General features: G+C 54.9%; 21 protein-coding genes and 4 tRNA genes. All 25 read left to right on the top strand.

The features are described 5' to 3' along the window. Positions 1–247 precede the first annotated feature (247 nt). The 25 genes from birA to rpsS all read left to right on the top strand — a co-directional run bounded on the left by birA (position 248) and on the right by rpsS (position 22,729). Positions 248–1,207 carry a bifunctional biotin--[acetyl-CoA-carboxylase] ligase/biotin operon repressor BirA gene (gene birA / locus AACY52_RS07605; protein ID WP_339428437.1) on the top strand — a complete coding sequence of 320 codons (960 nt, stop codon included), beginning with the start codon at positions 248–250 and terminating at the stop codon, positions 1,205–1,207. Next, entirely contained in the window at positions 1,197–1,946 is a 750-nt protein-coding gene (locus AACY52_RS07610; RefSeq protein ID WP_339417042.1) for a pantothenate kinase, read from the top strand. The genes birA and AACY52_RS07610 overlap by 11 nt, the downstream gene beginning before the upstream one ends. A gap of 7 nt (positions 1,947–1,953) precedes the next feature. Beyond that, entirely contained in the window at positions 1,954–2,400 is a 447-nt protein-coding gene (locus AACY52_RS07615; RefSeq protein WP_339417040.1) for a hypothetical protein, read from the top strand. A gap of 142 nt (positions 2,401–2,542) precedes the next feature. Further along, positions 2,543–2,627, top strand: a tRNA-Tyr gene (locus AACY52_RS07620). A 24-nt stretch (positions 2,628–2,651) separates the two neighbouring features. Further along, positions 2,652–2,725: transfer RNA gene (locus AACY52_RS07625), tRNA-Gly, on the top strand. A gap of 26 nt (positions 2,726–2,751) precedes the next feature. Beyond that, a tRNA-Thr gene (locus AACY52_RS07630) sits at positions 2,752–2,827 on the top strand. A 159-nt stretch (positions 2,828–2,986) separates the two neighbouring features. Then, positions 2,987–3,062: transfer RNA gene (locus tag AACY52_RS07635), tRNA-Trp, on the top strand. A gap of 45 nt (positions 3,063–3,107) precedes the next feature. Continuing rightward, a complete protein-coding gene (gene secE, locus AACY52_RS07640; protein ID WP_058414067.1) occupies positions 3,108–3,476 on the top strand; it encodes a preprotein translocase subunit SecE in 369 nt (122 codons plus the stop codon). Positions 3,477–3,485: 9 nt separating this feature from the next. Next, a complete protein-coding gene (gene nusG, locus AACY52_RS07645) occupies positions 3,486–4,019 on the top strand; it encodes a transcription termination/antitermination protein NusG (RefSeq protein ID WP_003176436.1) in 534 nt (177 codons plus the stop codon). Positions 4,020–4,135: 116 nt separating this feature from the next. Further along, positions 4,136–4,567 (top strand): 50S ribosomal protein L11, encoded by a 432-nt coding sequence (gene rplK, locus AACY52_RS07650; protein WP_003210097.1) that lies wholly within the window; start codon positions 4,136–4,138, stop codon positions 4,565–4,567. Then, complete coding sequence (gene rplA, locus AACY52_RS07655; RefSeq protein WP_003232403.1) at positions 4,567–5,262, top strand: 50S ribosomal protein L1; 696 nt, start codon at positions 4,567–4,569, stop codon at positions 5,260–5,262. The genes rplK and rplA overlap by 1 nt, the downstream gene beginning before the upstream one ends. Before the next feature lie 198 nt (positions 5,263–5,460). After that, the gene (gene rplJ / locus AACY52_RS07660) at positions 5,461–5,961 is read left to right on the top strand and encodes a 50S ribosomal protein L10 (RefSeq protein WP_015886139.1); all 501 of its coding nucleotides are present in this window, start codon (positions 5,461–5,463) and stop codon (positions 5,959–5,961) included. 78 nt (positions 5,962–6,039) lie between these two features. Beyond that, on the top strand, positions 6,040–6,405 hold the full coding sequence (gene rplL, locus AACY52_RS07665) for a 50S ribosomal protein L7/L12 (RefSeq protein ID WP_003176432.1): 366 nt from the start codon (positions 6,040–6,042) through the stop codon (positions 6,403–6,405). Positions 6,406–6,624: 219 nt separating this feature from the next. Next, positions 6,625–10,698 (top strand): DNA-directed RNA polymerase subunit beta, encoded by a 4,074-nt coding sequence (gene rpoB / locus AACY52_RS07670; protein ID WP_339417034.1) that lies wholly within the window; start codon positions 6,625–6,627, stop codon positions 10,696–10,698. 64 nt (positions 10,699–10,762) lie between these two features. After that, complete coding sequence (gene rpoC / locus AACY52_RS07675; protein ID WP_339438564.1) at positions 10,763–14,962, top strand: DNA-directed RNA polymerase subunit beta'; 4,200 nt, start codon at positions 10,763–10,765, stop codon at positions 14,960–14,962. Positions 14,963–15,179: 217 nt separating this feature from the next. Then, positions 15,180–15,551, top strand: a complete 372-nt coding sequence (rpsL, locus tag AACY52_RS07680; protein ID WP_002555494.1) for a 30S ribosomal protein S12 — start codon at positions 15,180–15,182, stop codon at positions 15,549–15,551. 117 nt (positions 15,552–15,668) lie between these two features. After that, positions 15,669–16,139: a 30S ribosomal protein S7 gene (gene rpsG, locus AACY52_RS07685; protein WP_002555493.1), complete on the top strand. Its 471-nt coding sequence runs from the start codon at positions 15,669–15,671 to the stop codon at positions 16,137–16,139. Positions 16,140–16,169: 30 nt separating this feature from the next. After that, positions 16,170–18,275: an elongation factor G gene (gene fusA / locus AACY52_RS07690; protein WP_339417031.1), complete on the top strand. Its 2,106-nt coding sequence runs from the start codon at positions 16,170–16,172 to the stop codon at positions 18,273–18,275. Positions 18,276–18,305: 30 nt separating this feature from the next. Continuing rightward, complete coding sequence (gene tuf / locus AACY52_RS07695) at positions 18,306–19,499, top strand: elongation factor Tu (RefSeq protein ID WP_003176426.1); 1,194 nt, start codon at positions 18,306–18,308, stop codon at positions 19,497–19,499. A gap of 159 nt (positions 19,500–19,658) precedes the next feature. Then, positions 19,659–19,970, top strand: coding sequence for a 30S ribosomal protein S10 (rpsJ, locus tag AACY52_RS07700; RefSeq protein WP_003186070.1), 312 nt, complete (start codon positions 19,659–19,661; stop codon positions 19,968–19,970). Between the two features lie 81 nt (positions 19,971–20,051). Beyond that, positions 20,052–20,687 (top strand): 50S ribosomal protein L3, encoded by a 636-nt coding sequence (rplC, locus tag AACY52_RS07705; RefSeq protein ID WP_003194649.1) that lies wholly within the window; start codon positions 20,052–20,054, stop codon positions 20,685–20,687. A 12-nt stretch (positions 20,688–20,699) separates the two neighbouring features. After that, positions 20,700–21,302 (top strand): 50S ribosomal protein L4, encoded by a 603-nt coding sequence (gene rplD, locus AACY52_RS07710; protein WP_049711296.1) that lies wholly within the window; start codon positions 20,700–20,702, stop codon positions 21,300–21,302. Further along, entirely contained in the window at positions 21,299–21,598 is a 300-nt protein-coding gene (gene rplW, locus AACY52_RS07715) for a 50S ribosomal protein L23 (RefSeq protein WP_002555488.1), read from the top strand. Before rplD ends, rplW begins: the two co-directional genes overlap by 4 nt. 14 nt (positions 21,599–21,612) lie before the next feature. Further along, positions 21,613–22,437 carry a 50S ribosomal protein L2 gene (rplB, locus tag AACY52_RS07720; protein WP_003176423.1) on the top strand — a complete coding sequence of 275 codons (825 nt, stop codon included), beginning with the start codon at positions 21,613–21,615 and terminating at the stop codon, positions 22,435–22,437. A 16-nt stretch (positions 22,438–22,453) separates the two neighbouring features. Continuing rightward, complete coding sequence (gene rpsS / locus AACY52_RS07725) at positions 22,454–22,729, top strand: 30S ribosomal protein S19 (protein ID WP_003232420.1); 276 nt, start codon at positions 22,454–22,456, stop codon at positions 22,727–22,729. Position 22,730: the final 1 nt, after the last annotated feature.

The following is a 22,730-nucleotide window of genomic DNA, read 5'->3' on the forward strand; positions in this document are numbered from 1 at the left end:
TCCCGAACTCAGTAGTGAAACGATGCATCGCCGATGGTAGTGTGGGGTTTCCCCATGTGAGAGTAGGTCATCGTCAAGATTAAATTCCGAAACCCCTGTTTGCTAACGCAAACAGGGGTTTTGTTTTGGGCGGTTGGAAAGTTCGAAGAGGCTCATCTCGGCAGCCTTCAGTGCTAACGCTCGGCCTTTCTATGCAATGACTCTGCGCATGGCTATCATGCGTGCCTCATTGTGAGGCGATACCTGAATGCTGACGTTGTTAAAACTTCTGAAAGATGGCCGATTCCATTCCGGAGAAGCACTTGGCGCCGCCCTGGGCGTCAGTCGCAGCGCTGTCTGGAAGCAGCTCCAGCACCTTGAGGCTGAATTGAATCTGCCCATCCACAAGGTTCGTGGCAAAGGGTATCAATTGGCGTCACCGCTGGTTTTCTTGAGTGCTGAGGACATTGCGCTGAATGCACCTTCCTTGGCGTGGCCCGTTCATATCTCTGACTCCATTGACTCCACGAATGCCGAAGCCTTGCGTCTTGTTAATGCAGGATGCGCGGCTCCGTTCTTGGTGCTTGCGGAGCAGCAAACGGCGGGAAGAGGCAGGAGGGGACGAAAGTGGGTCAGCCCGTTTGCACAGAATGTGTATTACAGCCTCGTATTGCGCATCGAGGCTGGTCTGCGGCAGTTGGAGGGCCTGAGCCTGGTGGTGGGCTTGGCGGTCATGCAGGCCTTGCGCGAGTCAGGTGTGCAGGGGGCGGCACTGAAGTGGCCAAACGATGTCTTGGTAGGGCAGAAGAAGATTGCCGGGATTTTGCTGGAGTTGGTAGGAGACCCTGCTGATATCTGTCACGTTGTTCTCGGAATTGGTATCAACGTCAATATGCAGAGAGCTGACGAGGTCGATCAGCTATGGACTTCGGTGCAGCTCGAGACGGGCTCTCCTGTCGATCGCAACGCTCTGGCGGCGCGATTGGGCCTGCAGTTGCAAAGCTACCTTGATCAACACAGGGCACACGGTTTTGTCGCGCTTCAAGAGGAGTGGGAGCAAAATCACGCATGGCAGGGGCGTTCAGTATCCCTCATCGCCGGCGTTAACCAGGTTGACGGGGTTGTATTGGGTGTAGATCGTCAGGGAGCATTGCGCCTGAGTGTCGATGGCGTTGAGAAAATATACAGTGGTGGTGAGTTAAGCCTGAGGCTGCGTGATGATTCTTGAGCTCGACTGCGGGAATAGCTTTATTAAATGGCGAGTGCTTGATTCGGATAGGGCGAGTGTCTCGGCGGAGGGGGTTGTTGGTTCGGATCTGGCGTTGATTGAAAGCCTTGTCGCGGTCCCAGAGTTGTTGCTGACACACTGCCGATTGGTAAGCGTTCGTGCCCTGGAGGAAACAAGCAAATTAGTTACGGCTCTGTATGAGGCTTTCGGCGTTGTTGTTGCCTGCGCTGGTCCCGCGCGAGAAATGGCCGGAGTGCGTAACGGCTACGAAGATTTCGAGCGTCTGGGTCTTGATCGCTGGTTGGCGATGCTTGGTGGATTCAAGCTGGCGCGCGGCGCTTGCCTAGTGCTCGATTTTGGCACCGCAGCAACGGCGGATTTTATTACGGCTGATGGTGAGCATCTGGGCGGCTTTATATGTCCAGGCATGCCTCTGATGCGCAGCCAACTGCGGACTCATACGCGCAAGATTCGTTACGACGACGCTGCTGCTGAACGAGCGCTGGAGTATCTCTCGCCAGGTCGTACGACTGTGGAGGCTGTAGAGCGCGGCTGTACGTTGATGTTGAGAGGGTTTGTGCTAACTCAATTGGAGCAGGCGCGGAGCTACTGGGGTGATGACTTCACTGTGTTCCTGACTGGCGGGGATGCTGATCTGATATCGGATGCGGTGCCACAGGCTCGGCTCGTTCCTGATCTGGTTTTTGTCGGTTTGGCGATGGCGTGCCCTTTGTCCTGAGGTGATTATGCGTTGGCTTTTTTTACTTTTACTTGTTCTCAACGCCTTCTACTACATTTGGCATCAGCAAGAAGCGCCTTTGCGCGCTAAAGATGTCACGCCTCTAAGTCTCTACAAGGGGTCGCAGCAGGACATTCGTCTATTGAGTGAATCCTCTGACACGGTAATGCGCAGGGAGCGAGCAAGAGCGCCTGAGGCACAAAATACGTGCCTGTACATCGGCGGATTTGCGGATCAACGCCAGGCGCAGCTCGTTGAGCAGCGCCTCACAAGCCTGGATATAAAGGTCAGGGTCCAATTGCTGAATGCTGCTGATGCTTCCGGCTACTGGCTCCGCGTTGCCCCTGAAAGTCGACGCCTTGCTGACGACCTGCCCTTTGAAAACCTTGCTAAGGAATTCAATGAGTTAAAACATAAGATAATGTTGTGCGAAGGCGTTGCAACTCTCGAATAGTTTGCATAGAATGGCGCCCGCTTCGCAGTGAAGACCTTTTGGGTCAACAGTGCGAAGCGAAGGTCAACGCAGCTAACCTCATATTTTTAATGAGAAAATGCTTGACAGAAGGCCGGCGTGATGTAGAATGCCGGCTCGCTTAGGAGGGGTTCCCGAGCGGCCAAAGGGATCAGACTGTAAATCTGACGTCTACGACTTCGAAGGTTCGAATCCTTCCCCCTCCACCATTTTTAGCGTGAGCTGCAAGCTCCGCGGGTATAGTTTAGTGGTAGAACCTCAGCCTTCCAAGCTGATGATGCGGGTTCGATTCCCGCTACCCGCTCCAAGTTTGCAGGTTGTGCACGGTGTTTTGCTCTTGTAGCTCAGTTGGTAGAGCACACCCTTGGTAAGGGTGAGGTCAGCGGTTCAAATCCGCTCAAGAGCTCCATATAACAAGGCAGATATGAAAATATCTGCCTTTGTTTTAACAACTAATCTCGGTTTGATGGTGTTTTGCCTGGTGTTGTCAGGTGATTTCAAATCTCTAGAGCTTGGTTGTTGTAAAGTCTTTTTCAGGCCTGCATAATGGTCGGCCTGATTTTGTTTTAGGTCAGTAGCTCAATTGGCAGAGCGACGGTCTCCAAAACCGTAGGTTGGGGGTTCGATTCCCTCCTGACCTGCCAGATTCACGTGGTGTATCTGGCTTTCTTTTCACAGGATCTTCATAGATGACTCCTAAGGCTGAAGCTCAAAGCTCTCGTTTCGATCTGGTCAAGTGGCTCGCCGTAGTTGCCTTGGTGGTCGTAGGCGTTGTTGGCAATCAGTACTATTCTGCTTCGCCGATCCTGTACCGTGTGCTCGCTTTGCTTGCCCTTGCTGCTGTAGCTGTCTTTGTTGGCCTGCAGACTGCCAAGGGTAAGTCTTTCGCGGTACTGGTAAAGGAAGCTCGCACCGAAATACGTAAAGTCGTTTGGCCGACTCGCCAAGAAACCACGCAGACCACGTTGATTGTTGTGGCTGTTGTTCTGGTTATGGCGTTGCTGTTGTGGGGGCTTGATTCCCTGCTCGGCTGGCTTGTTTCCTTGATTGTTGGCTAAGGGTGTCCCGTGGCTAAGCGTTGGTACGTTGTGCATGCTTACTCGGGTTACGAGAAGCATGTTATGCGCTCTTTGCTGGAGCGCGTAAAGCTGGCAGGCATGGAAGATGGCTTCGGCGAAATTCTGGTTCCCACTGAAGAAGTGGTTGAAATGCGGAATGGTCAGAAGCGCAAAAGCGAACGCAAGTTCTTCCCTGGCTACGTGCTGGTACAGATGGACATGAATGAAGGTACTTGGCACTTGGTCAAGGACACCCCTCGTGTCATGGGTTTCATTGGCGGTACCGCTGATAAGCCTGCTCCTATCACCGATAAAGAGGCAGAAGCAATTCTGCGTCGTGTTGCTGATGGTAGTGACAAGCCTAAGCCGAAGACGCTTTTCGAGCCGGGTGAGGTTGTTCGTGTTACAGATGGTCCGTTTGCTGATTTCAACGGTACTGTCGAAGAAGTTAACTACGAAAAGAGCCGCATCCAAGTGGCAGTGCTCATTTTCGGTCGTTCTACTCCGGTAGAGCTGGAGTTCAGCCAGGTCGAGAAGGTCTAGCTGAGCAAGCATCCCAACCCCGCAGCCTAGGCTGTGGGGTTTTGTCGTCACTGGGATAAACGCGCAAGTAACCGGGGAGCCTTTAGAGGCGTTCGAACCCGTAATTGGAGTGCCTCATGGCCAAGAAGATTACCGCTTACATCAAGCTGCAAGTGAAGGCCGCTCAGGCCAACCCTAGTCCACCCGTCGGTCCAGCTCTGGGTCAGCACGGCGTGAATATCATGGAATTCTGCAAGGCCTTCAACGCCCGTACTCAGGGTATTGAGCCAGGTCTGCCGACTCCAGTGATCATCACTGTATACAGTGACCGTAGCTTCACTTTCGAAACCAAGTCGACCCCGGCTTCGGTTTTGCTGAAGAAAGCTGCTGGTCTGACTAGCGGTTCCGCTCGTCCGAACACCGTTAAGGTTGGCACCGTGACTCGTGCTCAGCTGGAAGAAATCGCGAAAACCAAAAACGCGGATCTGACTGCAGCTGATATGGATGCAGCCGTGCGTACCATCGCCGGTTCTGCTCGTAGCATGGGCCTTAACGTGGAGGGTGTGTAATGGCTAAGCTGACCAAGCGCCAAAAGGCTATCGCCGGCAAAATCGAAGCGGGCAAGGCCTACAATTTTGTAGACGCTGCTGCCCTGCTGACCGAGTTGTCGACTGTCAAGTTCAGCGAGTCCGTTGACGTTGCTGTAAACCTGGGTGTTGACCCACGTAAATCCGACCAGGTCGTTCGTAGCGCAACTGTGCTGCCACACGGTACTGGCAAGACTGTACGTGTAGCTGTCTTCACCCAAGGCCCGGCAGCTGAAGCTGCTCTGGCCGCCGGCGCTGATCGCGTTGGCATGGACGACCTGGCTGCCGAAATGAAAGGCGGCGACCTGAACTATGACGTAGTTATTGCTTCCCCGGATGCAATGCGCGTTGTAGGTCAGTTGGGTCAGATCCTCGGTCCGCGTGGCCTGATGCCTAACCCTAAAGTCGGCACCGTAACGCCAGACGTAGCTACCGCGGTTAAAAACGCCAAGGCTGGTCAGGTTCGTTATCGCACTGACAAAAACGGCATCATTCACACCTCCGTTGGCAAAGTCGGCTTTGATGCCGTCAAGCTGAAGGAAAACGTTGAAGCCCTGATCGCTGATTTGAAGCGTATCAAGCCTGCTTCCTCGAAAGGTATCTACGTCAAGCGCGTTACCCTGAGCACCACTATGGGCCCAGGTCTGGTCATCGACCAAGGCTCGCTGGACGTATAAGACAAAGATTGGCGCGAGCGATTGCGCCAATTGAAAAATTGGGGTCCCTGCCTGGCGGGGGCTATCCAAGACCGTAGGCGACGCAAGTCTTAAACCACAAGCCTACGCAGATGGTGCTCCCGGTTCCTTACCGAATCAGACACCAAAACGACATCCGGCTCCGGCCAGATGAAACGGTAACAAGCAGGAGTTAAACCCGTGGCAATTAATCTCGAAGACAAGAAGGCCATCGTCGCTGAAGTCAACGAGGCTGCCAAAGCTGCTCTGTCCGCTGTCGTGGCTGATGCCCGTGGTGTGACAGTAAGCGCTATGACCGGACTCCGTAAAGAGGCTCGTGAAGCTGGCGTATACGTACGTGTTGTGCGTAACACCCTGCTTAAGCGCGCTGTTGCTGACACTGAATACAGTGTTCTCAACGACGTGTTCACAGGCCCGACCCTGATTGCTTTCTCCACCGATCATCCGGGTGCTGCTGCCCGTTTGTTCAAAGAGTTCGCAAAGGGTCAGGACAAGTTCGAGATCAAGGCAGCTGCGTTCGAGGGCAAGTTCCTCGCAGCTAACCAAATCGACGTACTGGCAACACTGCCGACCCGTAACGAAGCTATTTCTCAGCTGATGAGCGTGATTCAAGGCGCTACCAGCAAGTTGGCTCGTACTCTGGCCGCAGTTCGCGAGCAAAAAGAAGCTGCCGCAGCCTAAGGCTGAGCAAATTCTCTCGCGTATTTTTGTTTATTTCGATGGCCGCGTAGGCCGTCCCCCAATTCAGGAAATACAGCAATGTCTATCTCCCAAGACGATATCCTCAACGCCGTAGCTGAAATGTCGGTTCTGCAGGTTGTTGAGCTGATCAAAGCTTTCGAAGAAAAATTCGGCGTTTCCGCTGCCGCTGCTTCCGCTGGTCCAGCTGTTGCTGCTGTTGCTGCTGAAGAGCAAACCGAATTCAACGTTATGCTGCTGGAAGCTGGCGAGAAGAAAGTAAACGTGATCAAGGCAGTACGTGAACTGACCGGTCTGGGCCTGAAAGAAGCCAAGGCTGTAGTTGACGGCGCTCCTGCCCAGGTTCTGGAAGCAGTGTCGAAAGACGCCGCCGACAAAGCCAAAGCTACTCTGGAAGAAGCAGGCGCTAAAGTCGAGCTGAAGTAAGCATCGACCTTGCGTCTCCAGCCCACGCGTCAAGCTGAAGGCTGATGGCTGGTGGCTCTTGCCACCGGCCTTTTTCCGTTCTTGGCTGTCGACTCGGTCGCCGCCATTAACGCGCTGTAGCCACCCGATGCGGTGGTGCAAACCATGGGGTTTGCAAGATTTTCTGGCTGCTCCCGTCGGGAGGGCCAAACAAGCAGGTGACCAAGCTGGGGAACGCTGATGGCTTACTCATATACTGAGAAAAAACGTATCCGCAAGGACTTTAGCAAGTTGCCGGACGTCATGGATGTCCCGTACCTTCTGGCTATCCAGCTGGATTCGTATCGTGAATTCTTGCAGGCGGGAGCGACCAAAGATCAGTTCCGCGACGTGGGCCTGCATGCGGCCTTCAAATCCGTTTTCCCGATCATCAGCTACTCCGGCAATGCTGCGCTGGAGTACGTCGGTTATCGCCTGGGCGAACCGGCATTTGATGTCAAAGAATGCGTGTTGCGCGGTGTCACGTACGCCGTACCTTTGCGGGTAAAAGTCCGCCTGATCATTTTCGACAAAGAATCGTCGAACAAAGCGATCAAGGACATCAAAGAGCAAGAAGTCTACATGGGCGAAATCCCACTGATGACTGAAAACGGTACCTTCGTTATCAACGGTACCGAGCGTGTAATCGTTTCCCAGCTGCACCGTTCCCCGGGCGTGTTCTTTGACCACGACCGCGGCAAGACGCACAGCTCCGGTAAGCTCCTGTACTCCGCGCGGATCATTCCGTACCGTGGTTCGTGGTTGGACTTCGAGTTCGACCCGAAAGACTGCGTGTTTGTGCGTATCGACCGTCGTCGTAAGCTGCCGGCCTCGGTACTGCTGCGCGCGCTCGGCTATACCACTGAACAAGTGCTGGATGCCTTCTACACCACCAACGTATTCAGCCTGAAGGGTGAAACCCTCAGCCTGGAACTGATCGCATCGCGTCTGCGTGGTGAAATTGCCGTCCTGGACATCCAGGATGAGAAGGGCAAGGTCATTGTTGAAGCGGGTCGTCGTATTACTGCGCGCCACATCAACCAGATCGAAAAAGCCGGTATCAAATCGCTGGACGTTCCTTTGGAATACGTCCTGGGCCGCACCACCGCCAAGGTCATCGTTCACCCGGCTACAGGCGAAATCCTGGCTGAGTGCAACACCGAGCTGAATACCGAGATCCTGGCCAAGATCGCCAAGGCTCAGGTTGTTCGCATCGAGACCCTGTACACCAACGACATCGACTGCGGTCCGTTTGTCTCCGACACCTTGAAGATCGACTCCACCAGCAACCAATTGGAAGCGCTGGTCGAGATCTATCGCATGATGCGTCCTGGCGAGCCTCCCACCAAAGACGCTGCCGAGACCCTGTTCAACAACCTGTTCTTCAGCCCTGAGCGCTATGACCTGTCTGCGGTCGGCCGGATGAAGTTCAACCGTCGTATCGGTCGTACCGAGATCGAAGGTTCGGGCGTGTTGTGCAAAGAAGACATCGTTGCGGTCCTGAAGACTCTGGTCGACATCCGTAACGGTAAAGGCATCGTCGATGACATCGACCACCTGGGTAACCGTCGTGTTCGCTGCGTAGGCGAAATGGCCGAGAACCAGTTCCGCGTTGGTCTGGTGCGTGTTGAGCGCGCGGTCAAAGAGCGTCTGTCGATGGCCGAAAGCGAAGGCCTGATGCCGCAAGACCTGATCAACGCCAAGCCGGTGGCTGCGGCGGTGAAAGAGTTCTTCGGTTCCAGCCAGCTCTCGCAGTTCATGGACCAGAACAACCCGCTGTCCGAGATCACCCACAAGCGCCGTGTATCTGCACTGGGCCCGGGCGGTCTGACGCGTGAGCGTGCGGGCTTTGAAGTTCGTGACGTACACCCGACGCACTACGGTCGTGTTTGCCCGATCGAAACGCCGGAAGGTCCGAACATCGGTCTGATCAACTCCCTGGCTGCCTATGCGCGCACCAACCAGTACGGCTTCCTTGAGAGCCCGTACCGTGTCGTGAAAGACGCTCTGGTCACCGACGAGATCGTGTTCCTGTCCGCCATCGAAGAAGCTGATCACGTGATCGCTCAAGCTTCGGCCACGATGAACGACAAGAAAATGCTGATCGACGAGCTGGTAGCTGTTCGTCACTTGAACGAGTTCACCGTTAAGGCGCCGGAAGACGTCACCTTGATGGACGTATCGCCCAAGCAGGTAGTTTCGGTTGCAGCGTCGCTGATCCCGTTCCTGGAACACGATGACGCCAACCGTGCGTTGATGGGTTCCAACATGCAGCGTCAAGCTGTACCCACCCTGCGTGCTGACAAGCCGCTGGTAGGTACCGGCATGGAGCGTAACGTAGCCCGTGACTCCGGCGTATGCGTTGTGGCTCGTCGTGGCGGCGTGATCGACTCTGTTGATGCCAGCCGTATTGTGGTTCGTGTTGCCGATGACGAAGTTGAAACTGGCGAAGCCGGTGTCGACATCTACAACTTGACCAAGTACACCCGCTCCAACCAGAACACCTGCATCAACCAGCGTCCGCTGGTGAGCAAGGGTGATCGGGTTCAGCGCAGCGACATCATGGCAGACGGTCCTTCCACCGATATGGGTGAGCTGGCACTGGGTCAGAACATGCGCATCGCGTTCATGGCCTGGAACGGTTACAACTTCGAAGACTCCATCTGCCTGTCCGAGCGTGTGGTTCAGGAAGATCGCTTCACCACGATCCACATTCAGGAACTGACCTGTGTGGCACGTGACACCAAGCTTGGGCCAGAAGAGATCACTGCAGACATCCCGAACGTGGGTGAAGCTGCACTGAACAAGCTGGACGAAGCCGGTATCGTTTATGTAGGTGCTGAAGTTGGCGCAGGCGACATCCTGGTCGGTAAGGTCACTCCGAAAGGCGAGACCCAACTGACTCCGGAAGAGAAGCTGTTGCGTGCCATCTTCGGTGAAAAAGCCAGCGACGTTAAAGACACCTCCCTGCGTGTACCTACCGGTACCAAGGGCACCGTCATCGACGTACAGGTCTTCACCCGTGACGGCGTTGAGCGTGATGCTCGCGCACTGTCCATCGAGAAGACCCAGCTCGACGAGATCCGCAAGGACCTGAACGAAGAGTTCCGTATCGTTGAAGGCGCGACCTTCGAACGTCTGCGTTCCGCTCTGGTAGGCCACAAGGCTGAAGGCGGCGCAGGTCTGAAGAAAGGTCAGGACATCACCGACGAAATCCTCGACGGTCTCGAGCATGGCCAGTGGTTCAAACTGCGCATGGCTGAAGATGCTCTGAACGAGCAGCTCGAGAAAGCCCAGGCTTACATCGTTGATCGTCGCCGTCTGCTGGACGACAAGTTCGAAGACAAGAAGCGCAAACTGCAGCAAGGCGATGACCTGGCTCCAGGCGTGCTGAAAATCGTCAAGGTTTACCTGGCAATCCGTCGCCGCATCCAGCCGGGCGACAAGATGGCCGGTCGTCACGGTAACAAAGGTGTGGTCTCCGTGATCATGCCGGTTGAAGACATGCCGCACGATGCCAATGGCACTCCGGTGGACGTGGTCCTCAACCCGTTGGGTGTACCTTCGCGTATGAACGTTGGTCAGATCCTTGAAACCCACCTGGGCCTCGCGGCCAAAGGTCTGGGCGAGAAGATCAACCGCATGATCGAAGAGCAGCGCAAGGTCGCAGACCTGCGTAAGTTCCTGCACGAGATCTACAACGAGATCGGCGGTCGCAACGAAGAGCTGGATACCTTCACTGACCAGGAAATCCTGGATCTGGCGAAGAACCTGCGCGGCGGCGTTCCAATGGCTACCCCGGTGTTCGACGGTGCCAAGGAAAGCGAAATCAAGGCCATGCTGAAACTGGCAGACCTGCCAGAAAGCGGCCAGATGCAGCTGTTCGACGGCCGTACCGGCAACAAGTTTGAGCGCCCGGTTACTGTTGGCTACATGTACATGCTGAAGCTGAACCACTTGGTAGACGACAAGATGCACGCTCGTTCTACCGGTTCGTACAGCCTGGTTACCCAGCAGCCGCTGGGTGGTAAGGCTCAGTTCGGTGGTCAGCGTTTCGGGGAGATGGAGGTCTGGGCACTGGAAGCATACGGCGCTGCTTACACTCTGCAAGAAATGCTCACAGTGAAGTCGGACGATGTGAACGGTCGGACCAAGATGTACAAAAACATCGTGGACGGCGATCACCGTATGGAGCCGGGCATGCCCGAGTCTTTCAACGTGTTGATCAAAGAAATTCGTTCCCTCGGCATCGATATCGATCTGGAAACCGAATAACACGTGACGCGAATCGAGAGCGGGGCTGTTTAGCCCGCTCTCTGCTCCGCCAGGAGGAAAGGCCTTGAAAGACCTACTGAATTTGCTGAAAAACCAGGGTCAAGTCGAAGAGTTCGACGCCATCCGTATTGGATTGGCATCGCCTGAGATGATCCGTTCGTGGTCGTTCGGTGAAGTTAAAAAACCGGAAACCATTAACTACCGTACGTTCAAACCTGAACGTGACGGCCTGTTCTGCGCCAAGATCTTTGGCCCGGTTAAGGATTACGAGTGCCTGTGCGGTAAGTACAAGCGCTTGAAGCACCGTGGTGTGATCTGCGAGAAGTGCGGCGTTGAAGTCGCACTGGCCAAGGTTCGTCGTGAGCGTATGGCGCACATCGAACTGGCTTCGCCGGTTGCGCACATTTGGTTCCTGAAATCGCTGCCGTCCCGTATCGGCTTGCTGATGGACATGACCCTGCGTGATATCGAACGCGTTCTCTACTTCGAGAGCTATGTCGTTATCGACCCGGGCATGACCACCCTTGAAAAAGGTCAGCTGCTGAACGACGAGCAGTACTTCGAAGCGCTGGAAGAGTTCGGCGACGATTTCGATGCCCGCATGGGTGCTGAAGCTGTCCGTGAACTGCTGCACGCTATCGACCTGGAACACGAGATTGGCCGTCTGCGTGAAGAAATTCCGCAAACCAACTCCGAAACCAAAATCAAGAAGCTGTCCAAGCGTCTGAAGTTGATGGAAGCCTTCCAGGGTTCCGGCAACTTGCCAGAGTGGATGGTGCTGACCGTTCTGCCGGTTCTGCCGCCAGACCTGCGTCCGCTGGTACCGTTGGACGGTGGTCGTTTCGCGACGTCCGACCTCAACGACCTGTACCGCCGCGTGATCAACCGTAACAACCGTTTGAAGCGCCTGCTCGATCTGTCCGCTCCGGACATCATCGTGCGCAACGAAAAGCGTATGTTGCAAGAAGCTGTCGATGCCTTGCTCGACAACGGTCGTCGTGGTCGTGCCATTACCGGTTCCAACAAGCGTCCTCTGAAATCCCTGGCTGACATGATCAAGGGTAAGCAAGGTCGTTTCCGTCAGAACTTGCTCGGTAAGCGCGTTGACTACTCCGGTCGTTCGGTAATTACCGTAGGCCCGACCCTGCGTCTGCACCAGTGCGGTCTGCCTAAGAAGATGGCACTTGAGCTGTTCAAGCCATTCATCTTCGGCAAGCTGGAAATGCGCGGTCTTGCGACCACCATCAAAGCGGCCAAGAAAATGGTCGAGCGCGAACTGCCAGAGGTTTGGGACGTTCTCGCTGAAGTGATTCGCGAACACCCGGTTCTCCTCAACCGTGCACCGACCCTTCACCGTCTGGGTATCCAGGCGTTTGAACCAGTACTGATCGAAGGTAAGGCTATCCAGCTGCACCCTCTGGTCTGTGCTGCGTACAACGCCGACTTCGACGGCGACCAAATGGCCGTGCACGTACCGCTGACACTGGAAGCCCAGTTGGAAGCGCGTGCGTTGATGATGTCGACCAACAACATTCTGTCGCCAGCCAACGGTGAGCCAATCATCGTTCCGTCGCAGGACGTTGTATTGGGTCTGTACTACATGACCCGTGAAGCGATCAACGCCAAAGGCGAAGGTCGTGTGTTCGCTGACCTGCAAGAAGTTGACCGTGTGTTCCGTGCCGGCGAAGCCGCACTGCACGCCAAGGTCAAAGTGCGGATCAACGAAACCGTCAACGACCGTGACGGTGGCAGCGTGAGCGGCACTCGTATTGTCGACACCACTGTCGGCCGTGCGCTGTTGTATCAAGTTGTGCCCAAAGGTCTGTCGTACGACGTCGTCAACCTGCCGATGAAGAAAAAGGCGATCTCCAAGCTGATCAACCAGTGCTACCGCGTGGTTGGTTTGAAAGAGACCGTGATCTTCGCTGACCAGCTGATGTACACCGGTTTTGCTTATTCGACCATCTCCGGCGTTTCCATCGGCGTTAACGACTTCGTTATCCCTGATGAAAAAGCGCGCATCATCGCGGCTGCAACCGATGAAGTGAAAGAGATCGAGAGCCAGTACGCCTCGGGCCTGGTAACACAGGGTGAGAAGTACAACAAAGTGATCGACCTTTGGTCCAAGGCCAACGACGAAGTGTCGAAGGCGATGATGGCTAACCTCTCGAAAGAGAAGGTTATCGACCGTCATGGCGTAGAAGTCGATCAAGAGTCGTTCAACTCGATGTACATGATGGCCGACTCGGGCGCACGGGGTTCTGCCGCGCAGATCCGTCAGCTCGCCGGTATGCGTGGCCTGATGGCCAAACCGGACGGTTCCATCATCGAAACGCCGATTACTGCGAACTTCCGTGAAGGTTTGAGCGTACTTCAGTACTTCATCTCGACTCACGGTGCTCGTAAAGGTCTGGCGGATACCGCGTTGAAAACCGCTAACTCCGGTTACCTGACTCGTCGTTTGGTAGACGTTGCGCAAGACTTGGTTGTGACTGAAGTTGACTGCGGTACCGAGCACGGTCTGCTGATGACTCCGCACATCGAAGGCGGCGATGTTGTAGAGCCTTTGGGCGAACGCGTACTGGGCCGAGTCATTGCCCGTGACGTATTCAAGCCAGGTACCGAGGAAGTTATCGTTCCTGCTGGCACCCTGGTGGATGAAAAGTGGGTCGAGTTCATCGAACTCAACAGCATCGACGAAGTGATCGTTCGCTCGCCGATCAGCTGCGAAACCCGCTACGGCATCTGCGCCAAATGCTACGGCCGTGACTTGGCTCGTGGTCACCAGGTGAACATCGGTGAAGCGGTCGGCGTTATCGCTGCTCAGTCCATCGGTGAGCCGGGTACCCAGCTGACCATGCGTACGTTCCACATCGGTGGTGCGGCAAGCCGGACCTCCGCAGCCGACAGCGTTCAGGTGAAGAATGGCGGTACCGTCCGTCTGCACAACCTGAAACACGTTGAGCGAGTGGATGGTTGCCTGGTTGCGGTGTCCCGTTCCGGTGAGCTGGCGATCGCTGATGACTACGGTCGTGAGCGTGAGCGTTACAAGCTGCCGTACGGTGCTGTGATTTCGGTTAAAGAAGGTGACAAGGTCGACGCTGGCGCAATCGTGGCCAAGTGGGATCCGCACACTCACCCAATCGTTACCGAAATGAAAGGTACCGTGACCTACGTGGGCATGGAAGAAGGCATCACGATCAAGCGTCAGACTGACGAATTGACCGGTATGACCAACATTGAAGTACTCGACGCGAAAGATCGTCCAGCTGCCGGTAAAGACATCCGTCCTGCCGTGAAGATGGTTGATGACAACGGCAAGGATCTGTTGCTGCCAGGCACTGACGTAATCGCTCAGTACTTCCTGCCAGCCAACGCCCTGGTCGGTGTAGCGGATGGTGCGAAGATCGCGATCGGTGATGTTATCGCGCGTATCCCGCAAGAAACTTCGAAGACCCGTGACATCACCGGTGGTCTGCCGCGTGTTGCCGACTTGTTCGAAGCGCGTCGTCCGAAAGAAGCGTCGATTCTGGCTGAGGTCAGCGGCACCATCGCGTTCGGTAAAGAGACCAAAGGCAAGCGCCGTCTGGTCATTACCCCGAACGACGGTAGCGATCCGTACGAAGAGCTGATTCCGAAGTGGCGTCACCTGAACGTCTTCGAAGGCGAACAGGTAAACCGCGGCGAAGTTATCTCCGACGGCCCAAGCGATCCACACGACATCCTGCGTCTGCTGGGTGTGAGTGCGCTGGCCAAGTACATCGTTAACGAGATCCAGGACGTTTACCGTCTGCAGGGCGTGAAGATCAACGATAAGCACATCGAGACCATCCTGCGTCAGATGCTGCGTAAAGTTGAAATCGCTGAATCCGGCGATTCCAGTTTCATCAAGGGCGACCAGATGGAACTGACTCATGTACTGGTAGAAAACGAGCGCCTGGCGAACGAAGAGAAATTCGTTTCCAAGTTCACTCGCGTGCTGCTGGGTATCACCAAGGCGTCGTTGTCCACTGAGTCGTTCATCTCGGCGGCCTCCTTCCAGGAGACCACTCGCGTACTGACCGAAGCAGCGGTAACCGGCAAGCGCGATTACCTGCGCGGCCTTAAAGAAAACGTGGTTGTGGGTCGTTTGATCCCAGCCGGTACCGGTTTGGCTTACCACAGCGAGCGCAAGCGCCGCCGTGATGCTGACAAGCCGCTGCGCGTGAGCGCCAGTGAAGTGGAAGCTGCACTGACCGAAGCGCTGAACTCTAGCGGTAACTGAGTTCTGCGATAAATAAGTCTGGGCCCTGGCAGCCCCCATTCGTCGGATCGAGGCAGTTTTGCCCCGTTTCGATGAGAGGGGATGTCGGGGCCTTGCCTTGACTGGGGGCAAGATCCTCTTTAGACTCTTGTACCCCTAAATTTGGCGGGAATTCGTTCCTGCCATTTTGCTTTTCTTGCAAGACAATAGCGTCGCAAGACAACAGTGGAGCTAGTAGATGGCAACTATCAACCAGCTGGTACGTCAGCCGCGTAAGCGTATCGTCGAGAAATCCGACGTGCCTGCGCTGCAGAACTGCCCGCAACGTCGTGGCGTATGCACTCGCGTGTATACCACTACGCCGAAAAAACCTAACTCGGCACTGCGTAAAGTATGCCGTGTGCGTCTGACCAACGGTTTCGAGGTTTCCTCGTACATCGGTGGTGAAGGCCACAACCTGCAAGAGCACAGCGTGGTGCTGATCCGTGGCGGTCGTGTAAAAGACTTGCCAGGTGTTCGTTACCACACCGTACGCGGCTCCTTGGATACCTCCGGCGTTAAAGGTCGTAACCAGGGTCGTTCGAAGTACGGTACCAAGAAGCCTAAGTAGTAGCGGCTTTTTGTAAACTGAATCATCTTATTTTCTGAGTCGATAAGAGTAAGGTCGGAGGCGTCCCGCAAGGGCACTGATTCCGAACGAACCTGAAGACCGTTTGAGGGCTTATCCATGCCAAGAAGACGCGTAGCAGCCAAGCGCGAAGTGCTTGACGATCCAAAATACGGAAGCCAAATCCTGGCCAAGTTCATGAACCACGTGATGGAAAGCGGCAAGAAAGCCGTTGCCGAGCGTATTGTTTATGGCGCGCTGGAAAAGGTTAAAGAACGCAAGAACAGCGATCCCCTGGAAATCTTCGAGAAAGCTCTCGACGCCATCGCTCCGCTGGTCGAAGTAAAGTCGCGCCGTGTAGGCGGTGCTACTTACCAGGTTCCGGTCGAAGTTCGCCCGTCCCGTCGTAACGCGCTGGCAATGCGCTGGTTGGTAGACTTCGCCCGCAAGCGCGGCGAGAAGTCTATGGCTCTGCGTTTGGCTGGCGAGCTGTTGGATGCTGCTGAAGGTAAAGGTGCTGCTGTTAAGAAGCGTGAAGACGTGCACCGTATGGCCGAAGCTAACAAAGCTTTCTCGCACTACCGCTTCTAATTTCAGCTTCACTAATTTTGCGAGGGCTTTATGGCTCGTACTACTCCGATTAGTCGCTACCGTAACATCGGTATCGTCGCTCACGTGGATGCTGGTAAAACCACCACCACCGAGCGCGTCCTTTTTTACACTGGCAAAAGTCACAAGATGGGCGAGGTGCATGACGGCGCCGCGACCACAGACTGGATGGTGCAGGAGCAGGAGCGTGGTATTACCATTACTTCTGCTGCCATTACCGCCTTCTGGAAAGGTTCTGCGAAGCAGTACAAGGACGAGCACCGCTTCAACGTCATCGATACCCCGGGCCACGTAGACTTCACCATTGAAGTTGAGCGTTCCCTGCGTGTACTCGACGGCGCGGTCGTTGTGTTCTGCGGTACCTCGGGCGTTGAGCCTCAGTCGGAAACCGTATGGCGTCAAGCCAACAAGTACGGCGTTCCGCGTCTTGTTTACGTCAACAAGATGGACCGTGCAGGTGCGAACTTCCTGCGCGTGATCGGTCAGATCAAGCAGCGTCTGGGTCACACTCCGGTGCCTATCCAGTTGGCTATCGGTGCCGAAGACAATTTCCAGGGCCAGATCGATCTGCTGACCATGGAAGCTGTTTACTGGAACGATGCTGACAAGGGCATGACTCCTCGTCGCGAAGCTATTCCTGCTGAACTGCAGGAGCTGGCTGACGAGTGGCGTAACAACATGGTTGAAGCTGCGGCCGAAGCCAACGAAGAGCTGATGAACAAGTACCTCGAAGGTGAAGAGCTCACCAACGAGGAGATCAAGGCTGCTCTGCGTCAGCGTACTATCGCTGGTGAGATCGTCTTGGCTGTTTGCGGTTCCTCGTTCAAGAACAAGGGTGTTCCCCTGGTTCTCGACGCTGTTATCGACTACCTGCCTGCTCCTACCGACATTCCTGCCATCAAGGGTACTGACCCGGATGACGAGGAAAAGGAAATGGAGCGTCATGCAGACGACAACGAGCCGTTCTCGGCTCTGGCGTTCAAGATCGCTACCGACCCATTCGTGGGTACCCTGACTTTCGTCCGTGTTTACTCGGGCGTGTTGAACTCCGGCGACGGCGTCATCAACTCGGTCAAGGGCAAGAAAGAGCGTGTGGGTCGTATGGTGCAAATGCACGCAAACGCCCGTGAAGAGATCAAGGAAGTGCGCGCTGGCGACATCGCGGCCCTGATCGGCATGAAGGACGTCACCACTGGTGAAACTTTGTGCAACGCTGACAAGCCAATCATCCTGGTTCGCATGGACTTCCCGGAGCCGGTAATTTCGGTTGCCGTTGAGCCCAAGACCAAGGATGACCAGGAAAAAATGGGTATCGCTCTGGGCAAGCTTGCTCAGGAAGACCCATCTTTCCGCGTCAAAACTGATGAAGAGACTGGTCAAACGATCATCTCTGGCATGGGCGAGTTGCACCTGGACATCCTGGTTGACCGGATGCGCCGTGAGTTCAACGTCGAAGCCAACATCGGTAAGCCTCAGGTTTCCTATCGTGAGCGCATCACGAAGAACTGTGAAATCGAAGGCAAGTTCGTTCGTCAGTCCGGCGGTCGTGGCCAGTTCGGTCACTGCTGGATCCGTTTTGCTCCTGCTGACGAAGGTCAGGAAGGTCTGCAATTCGTGAACGAAGTGGTTGGTGGTGTGGTTCCTAAGGAATACATCCCGGCGATCCAGAAGGGTATCGAAGAGCAGATGAAGAACGGTGTTGTTGCCGGCTATCCGCTCATCGGCCTGAAGGCGACCGTTTTTGATGGTTCTTACCATGACGTCGACTCCAACGAGATGGCGTTTAAGGTGGCTGCTTCCATGGCTACCAAGCAACTGGCCCAGAAGGGCGGTGGTGAGTTGCTTGAACCAATCATGGCAGTAGAAGTTGTTACGCCTGAAGACTATATGGGTGACGTGATGGGCGACCTTAACCGTCGTCGCGGCATGATCCTGGGTATGGAAGACACGGTTTCCGGCAAAGTAATTCGTGCCGAGGTTCCGTTGGGTGAGATGTTCGGTTATGCAACCGACGTTCGTTCCATGTCCCAAGGTCGCGCAAGCTACTCTATGGAATTCAAAAAATACAATACAGCGCCGTCGCATATCGTCGAAACTGTTACCAAAAAACAAGGCTGATTCAGTCCTTTAGGCAAGGAGTTAATTGTCGTGGCTAAAGAAAAATTTGATCGTTCCCTACCGCACGTCAACGTTGGCACTATCGGTCACGTTGACCACGGTAAAACCACTCTGACTGCTGCTCTGACTCGCGTTTGCTCCGAAGTTTTCGGTTCTGCAATCGTTGATTTCGATAAAATCGACAGCGCACCAGAAGAGAAAGCTCGTGGTATCACCATCAACACCGCTCACGTTGAATACAACTCGCTGATCCGTCACTACGCTCACGTCGACTGCCCAGGTCACGCTGACTATGTGAAGAACATGATCACTGGTGCTGCTCAAATGGACGGCGCTATCCTGGTTTGCTCGGCCGCTGATGGTCCGATGCCACAAACCCGTGAGCACATCCTGCTGTCCCGTCAGGTAGGCGTTCCGTACATCGTGGTTTACCTGAACAAGGCTGACCTGGTAGACGACGCTGAGCTGCTGGAACTGGTTGAGATGGAAGTGCGCGATCTGCTGAGCACTTACGACTTCCCAGGCGACGACACTCCGATCATCATCGGTTCTGCTCGTATGGCTCTGGAAGGCAAAGACGACAACGAAATGGGCACCACGTCCGTTCGTAAACTGGTTGAGACTCTGGACAGCTACATCCCAGATCCAGTTCGTGTTATCGACAAGCCGTTCCTGATGCCAATCGAAGACGTATTCTCGATCTCCGGTCGCGGTACTGTTGTGACTGGTCGTATCGAGCGCGGTATCGTTAAGGTTCAAGATCCACTGGAAATCGTTGGTCTGCGTGACACTACTGTCACCACCTGCACCGGTGTTGAAATGTTCCGTAAACTGCTCGACGAAGGTCGTGCGGGCGAGAACTGCGGCGTTCTGCTGCGTGGTACCAAGCGTGACGACGTTGAGCGTGGCCAGGTTCTGGTTAAGCCAGGTTCGGTTAAGCCGCACACCAAGTTCGAAGCAGAAGTGTACGTGCTGAGCAAAGAAGAAGGCGGTCGTCACACTCCGTTCTTCAAAGGCTACCGTCCACAGTTCTACTTCCGTACTACTGACGTGACTGGTAACTGCGAGCTGCCGGAAGGCGTTGAGATGGTAATGCCGGGCGACAACATCAAAATGGTTGTTACCCTGATCAAAACCATCGCAATGGAAGACGGCCTGCGTTTCGCTATTCGCGAAGGCGGCCGTACCGTTGGTGCTGGCGTTGTAGCTAAAATCATCGAGTAATTATCTCTTCTGAGGTAGTTTCGATGTTTTGAGAGGGCCCCCGCTTAGCGGGGGCCTTTTTTATTGGGTTGACACCTATCTGGGGCGTCTATAGAATTGCGCCTCCTTTTAACGGGCGTATTGCGCTCGCTGGGAATAGCAGCCGGAGTCTGAAATCCAATGCAAAATCAGCAAATCCGTATCAGGTTGAAGGCTTTTGACCATCGCCTGATCGACCAATCCACCCAGGAAATCGTGGAAACCGCGAAACGTACTGGTGCTCAAGTGCGTGGTCCAATTCCACTGCCTACCCGTAAAGAGCGGTTCACCGTTCTGGTCTCCCCGCACGTCAACAAAGACGCGCGTGACCAGTACGAGATCCGTACTCATAAGCGCGTACTGGACATCGTCCAGCCAACGGATAAAACCGTTGACGCACTTATGAAGCTCGATCTGGCGGCCGGTGTGGAAGTACAGATCAGCCTCGGCTAAGACTTGGGTCTTAGTCGTGTAACGCTCTGAAATGGGCGGCCATAGCGGGTGAAAGCCCCGTACACTCATGAGGTTTACAACATGACTATTGGTGTAGTCGGTCGTAAATGCGGTATGACCCGTATTTTCACCGAAGAAGGTGTCTCCATTCCGGTTACGGTCATTGAGATCGAGCCGAATCGCGTCACCCAGTTCAAAACTGAAGAGACCGATGGCTATCGTGCAGTGCAAGTCACTGTCGGCGAGCGTCGTGCTTCGCGTGTGACTGCTGCTCAAGCAGGTCACTTCGCTAAAGCAAACGTTGCAGCTGGTCGCACTGTTATGGAGTTCCGTCTCGAAGACGGCGACTACCAGGCTGGCGATCTGATCAACGCTGAAATCTTCGCCGCTGGTCAACTGGTTGATGTAACCGGTCAGTCCAAAGGTAAAGGCTTCCAGGGTACGATCAAGCGTTGGAATTTCCGTGGCCAAGACAACACTCACGGTAACTCCGTCTCCCACCGCGTCCCGGGCTCTATTGGCCAGTGCCAGACTCCTGGTCGTGTATTCAAGGGCAAAAAAATGTCCGGTCATATGGGCGCTGAGCGCGTGACCGTGCAGTCCCTCGAAGTAGTGCGCGTCGACGCTGAACGCAATCTGTTGTTGGTCAAGGGTGCTGTTCCTGGCGCTACTGGCGGCAACCTGGTTGTACGTCCAGCGGCCAAGGCTCGCGGTTAAGGGGAAGCTGACATGCAATTAAATGTAAATGACGCTCAAGCGATCGAAGTTTCCGAACTGACATTTGGCGGCGAATTCAACGAGACGCTCGTTCACCAAGCAGTCGTGGCCTACATGGCCGGCGGCCGTCAAGGTAGCAAGCAGCAAAAGACCCGTTCCGACGTTCGTGGTGGCGGTAAGCGCCCTTGGCGTCAGAAAGGTACTGGCCGTGCTCGTGCCGGTACTATCCGTAGCCCAATCTGGCGTGGCGGTGGTACCACTTTCGCAGCTCGTCCACAGGATCACTCGCAGAAGCTCAACAAGAAGATGTATCGCGCAGCACTGCGCTCTATCCTTGCTGAACTCGTGCGTACCGATCGTCTGGTTGTGGTTCAGGACTTCGCTGTTGAAAGTCCAAAAACTAAAGACCTGCTGGGCAAACTGAACGACATGAGCCTGACCGACGTTTTGATCGTGTCTGAAGCTGTTGATCAGAACCTGTACCTGGCTGCTCGCAACCTGCCACACGTTGATGTACGTGACGTGCAAGGTTCCGATCCAGTTAGTCTGATCGCATACGACAAGGTGTTGATCACCGTGTCGGCCGTGAAGAAATTCGAGGAGCTGCTGGGATGAACCAGGAACGCGTATTTAAAGTTCTGCTTGGCCCGCACGTTTCCGAAAAGGCTACGGTTCTGGCTGACAAGAAAGGCCAGTTCGTTTTCAAGGTTGCAACTGACGCAACCAAGCTGGAAATCAAGAAGGCCGTCGAAAGCCTGTTCAGCGTGAAAGTAGAGCGTGTTACTACCCTGAATGTTCTGGGTAAGAGCAAGCGCACTGCTCGCGGTCTGGGCAAGCGTAATGACTGGAAGAAGGCAGTTATCTCCCTTCAGCCAGGCCAAGATCTCGATTTCAGCAGCAGTGCTGAGTAAGGAAGGGGTGCATCATGGCAATCGTTAAATGCAAACCGACTTCCCCTGGCCGCCGTTTTGTGGTCAAGGTGGTCAACCAGGAGCTGCATAAAGGCGCTCCTCACGCACCGCTGCTCGAGAAAAAATCGAAGACTGGTGGTCGTAACAACAATGGTCGTATTACCACTCGTCACATCGGTGGTGGCCATAAGCAGCATTATCGTCTGGTCGATTTCCGTCGCAACGACAAAGATGGCATCTCTGCCACTGTCGAGCGTATTGAATACGATCCAAACCGTACTGCTCACATCGCTCTGCTGCTGTACGCAGATGGCGAGCGTCGCTACATCATCGCCCCTAAAGGCGTGAGCGCTGGCGACCAGCTGATCGCAGGTGCCTTGGCACCGATCAAGCCGGGCAACGCTCTGCAACTGCGCAACATTCCAGTTGGTAGCACCGTACACGGCATCGAATTGAAGCCAGGTAAAGGCGCACAGATCGCTCGTTCCGCTGGTGCTTCGGCTCAGCTGATCGCTCGTGAAGGTGTCTACGTGACCCTGCGTCTGCGTTCTGGTGAGATGCGTAAAGTGCTGGCTGAATGCCGCGCGACCTTGGGTGAGGTCTCGAACTCCGAGCACAGCCTTCGTTCGCTGGGTAAAGCTGGTGCCAAACGCTGGCGTGGCGTTCGCCCAACCGTTCGTGGTGTTGCCATGAACCCGGTTGACCACCCACACGGTGGTGGTGAAGGTCGTACCTCTGGTGGTCGTCATCCGGTATCGCCATGGGGCTTCCCGACTAAGGGCGCGAAGACTCGTGGTAATAAGCGTACCGACAAAATGATCGTCCGTCGTCGCAAGTAAATAGAGGGATACGACAGTGCCACGTTCTCTGAAAAAAGGTCCTTTTATTGATCTTCACCTACTGAAGAAGATCGAAGTGGCGGCGGAAAAGAACGATCGCAAACCAGTTAAGACCTGGTCGCGTCGTTCGATGATCCTGCCACAAATGGTCGGTTTGACCATCGCTGTACACAACGGTCGCTTGCACGTCCCAGTTCTCGTGAACGAAGACATGGTCGGCCACAAACTAGGCGAGTTTGCCGGTACCCGCACATATCGTGGGCACGTGGCAGACAAGAAAGCCAAGCGTTAAG

This window comes from Pseudomonas sp. EA_65y_Pfl1_P113, assembly GCF_963970525.1.
GTDB lineage: Bacteria > Pseudomonadota > Gammaproteobacteria > Pseudomonadales > Pseudomonadaceae > Aquipseudomonas > Aquipseudomonas tritici.

Excerpts from the sequence above, each read along its gene's own strand:
- birA (WP_339428437.1), top strand. The coding sequence starts at position 248 with ATGCTGACGTTGTTAAAACTTCTGAAAGATGGCCGATTCCATTCCGGA.
- AACY52_RS07610 (WP_339417042.1), top strand. The coding sequence starts at position 1,197 with ATGATTCTTGAGCTCGACTGCGGGAATAGCTTTATTAAATGGCGAGTG.
- AACY52_RS07615 (WP_339417040.1), top strand. The coding sequence starts at position 1,954 with ATGCGTTGGCTTTTTTTACTTTTACTTGTTCTCAACGCCTTCTACTAC.
- secE (WP_058414067.1), top strand. The coding sequence starts at position 3,108 with ATGACTCCTAAGGCTGAAGCTCAAAGCTCTCGTTTCGATCTGGTCAAG.
- rplK (WP_003210097.1), top strand. The coding sequence starts at position 4,136 with ATGGCCAAGAAGATTACCGCTTACATCAAGCTGCAAGTGAAGGCCGCT.
- rplA (WP_003232403.1), top strand. The coding sequence starts at position 4,567 with ATGGCTAAGCTGACCAAGCGCCAAAAGGCTATCGCCGGCAAAATCGAA.
- rplL (WP_003176432.1), top strand. The coding sequence starts at position 6,040 with ATGTCTATCTCCCAAGACGATATCCTCAACGCCGTAGCTGAAATGTCG.
- rpoB (WP_339417034.1), top strand. The coding sequence starts at position 6,625 with ATGGCTTACTCATATACTGAGAAAAAACGTATCCGCAAGGACTTTAGC.
- rpsL (WP_002555494.1), top strand. The coding sequence starts at position 15,180 with ATGGCAACTATCAACCAGCTGGTACGTCAGCCGCGTAAGCGTATCGTC.
- rpsG (WP_002555493.1), top strand. The coding sequence starts at position 15,669 with ATGCCAAGAAGACGCGTAGCAGCCAAGCGCGAAGTGCTTGACGATCCA.
- fusA (WP_339417031.1), top strand. The coding sequence starts at position 16,170 with ATGGCTCGTACTACTCCGATTAGTCGCTACCGTAACATCGGTATCGTC.
- rpsJ (WP_003186070.1), top strand. The coding sequence starts at position 19,659 with ATGCAAAATCAGCAAATCCGTATCAGGTTGAAGGCTTTTGACCATCGC.
- rplC (WP_003194649.1), top strand. The coding sequence starts at position 20,052 with ATGACTATTGGTGTAGTCGGTCGTAAATGCGGTATGACCCGTATTTTC.
- rplD (WP_049711296.1), top strand. The coding sequence starts at position 20,700 with ATGCAATTAAATGTAAATGACGCTCAAGCGATCGAAGTTTCCGAACTG.
- rplW (WP_002555488.1), top strand. The coding sequence starts at position 21,299 with ATGAACCAGGAACGCGTATTTAAAGTTCTGCTTGGCCCGCACGTTTCC.
- rplB (WP_003176423.1), top strand. The coding sequence starts at position 21,613 with ATGGCAATCGTTAAATGCAAACCGACTTCCCCTGGCCGCCGTTTTGTG.